At 51.9% G+C, this 1,323-nt stretch carries 1 rRNA gene; it reads left to right on the forward strand.

The window, feature by feature from the left end:
• Positions 1-1,323: ribosomal RNA gene (locus PBV87_RS03610) — 23S ribosomal RNA — on the forward strand; the annotation flags it as partial.

Genomic DNA, 1,323 nt, shown 5'->3' on the forward strand with positions numbered 1-1,323 from the left:
AATTAAAGTAGAGAAGTTCCTGAATCCACACTGCCGAGAAAAGCTGCTATTGCGTGATAGGTACCCGTACCGTAAACCGACACAGGTGGATGAGGAGAGAATCCTAAGGCCGACGGGAGAAGCGTTGTTAAGGAACTCGGCAAAATGACCCCGTAACTTAGGGAGAAGGGGTGCCTACTTCGGTAGGCCGCAGAGAATAGGCCCAAGCAACTGTTTAGCAAAAACACAGGTCTCTGCTAAACCGAAAGGTGAAGTATAGGGGCTGACGCCTGCCCGGTGCTGGAAGGTTAAGGGGAGAGGTTAGGAGTAATCCGAAGCTTTGAACTTAAGCCCCAGTAAACGGCGGCCGTAACTATAACGGTCCTAAGGTAGCGAAATTCCTTGTCAGGTAAGTTCTGACCCGCACGAAAGGCGTAATGATTTGGGCACTGTCTCGACAGCGCACCCGGTGAAATTGTAGTACCAGTGAAGATGCTGGTTACCCGCGACAGGACGGAAAGACCCCGTGGAGCTTTACTGTAACTTGATACTGAGGTTGGGTATTACATGTACAGGATAGGAGGGAGGCTAAGAAGTGTGGACGCCAGTCTGCATGGAGCCGCCGGTGGGATACCTCTCTTGTAATACTTAACTTCTAACCATAGCCCGTGATCCGGGTTTGGGACAATGTCAGGTGGACAGTTTGACTGGGGCGGTCGCCTCCGAAAGAGTAACGGAGGCGCTCAAAGGTAACCTCAGAATGGTCGGAAACCATTCGTAGAGTGCAAAGGCAGAAGGTTGCTTGACTGCGACACCGACGGGTGGAGCAGGTACGAAAGTAGGACTTAGTGATCCGGTGGTATGAAAGTGGGATTGCCATCGCTCAACGGATAAAAGCTACCCCGGGGATAACAGGCTTATCTCCCCCAAGAGTTCACATCGACGGGGAGGTTTGGCACCTCGATGTCGGCTCATCGCATCCTGGAGCTGAAGCAGGTTCCAAGGGTTGGGCTGTTCGCCCATTAAAGCGGTACGCGAGCTGGGTTCAGAACGTCGTGAGACAGTTCGGTCCCTATCCGTCGTGGGCGTAGGAAGTTTGAGAGGCGTTGTCCTTAGTACGAGAGGACCGGGATGAACAGACCGCTGGTGCATCTGTTAGGCTGCCAAGCCTATAGCAGAGTAGCTAAGTCTGGAGCTGATAAACGCTGAAGGCATCTAAGCGTGAAACAGACCTCAAGATAAGACTTCCCATCCAGAAATGGAGTAAGACCCCTTGTAGACTACGAGGTAGATAGGTTGGAGGTGTAAGCATGGTAACATGTGTAGCTGACCAATACTAACGGT

The sequence above is a fragment of the Holtiella tumoricola genome, assembly GCF_027857615.1.
In the GTDB taxonomy this organism is placed as follows: domain Bacteria; phylum Bacillota; class Clostridia; order Lachnospirales; family Cellulosilyticaceae; genus Holtiella; species Holtiella tumoricola.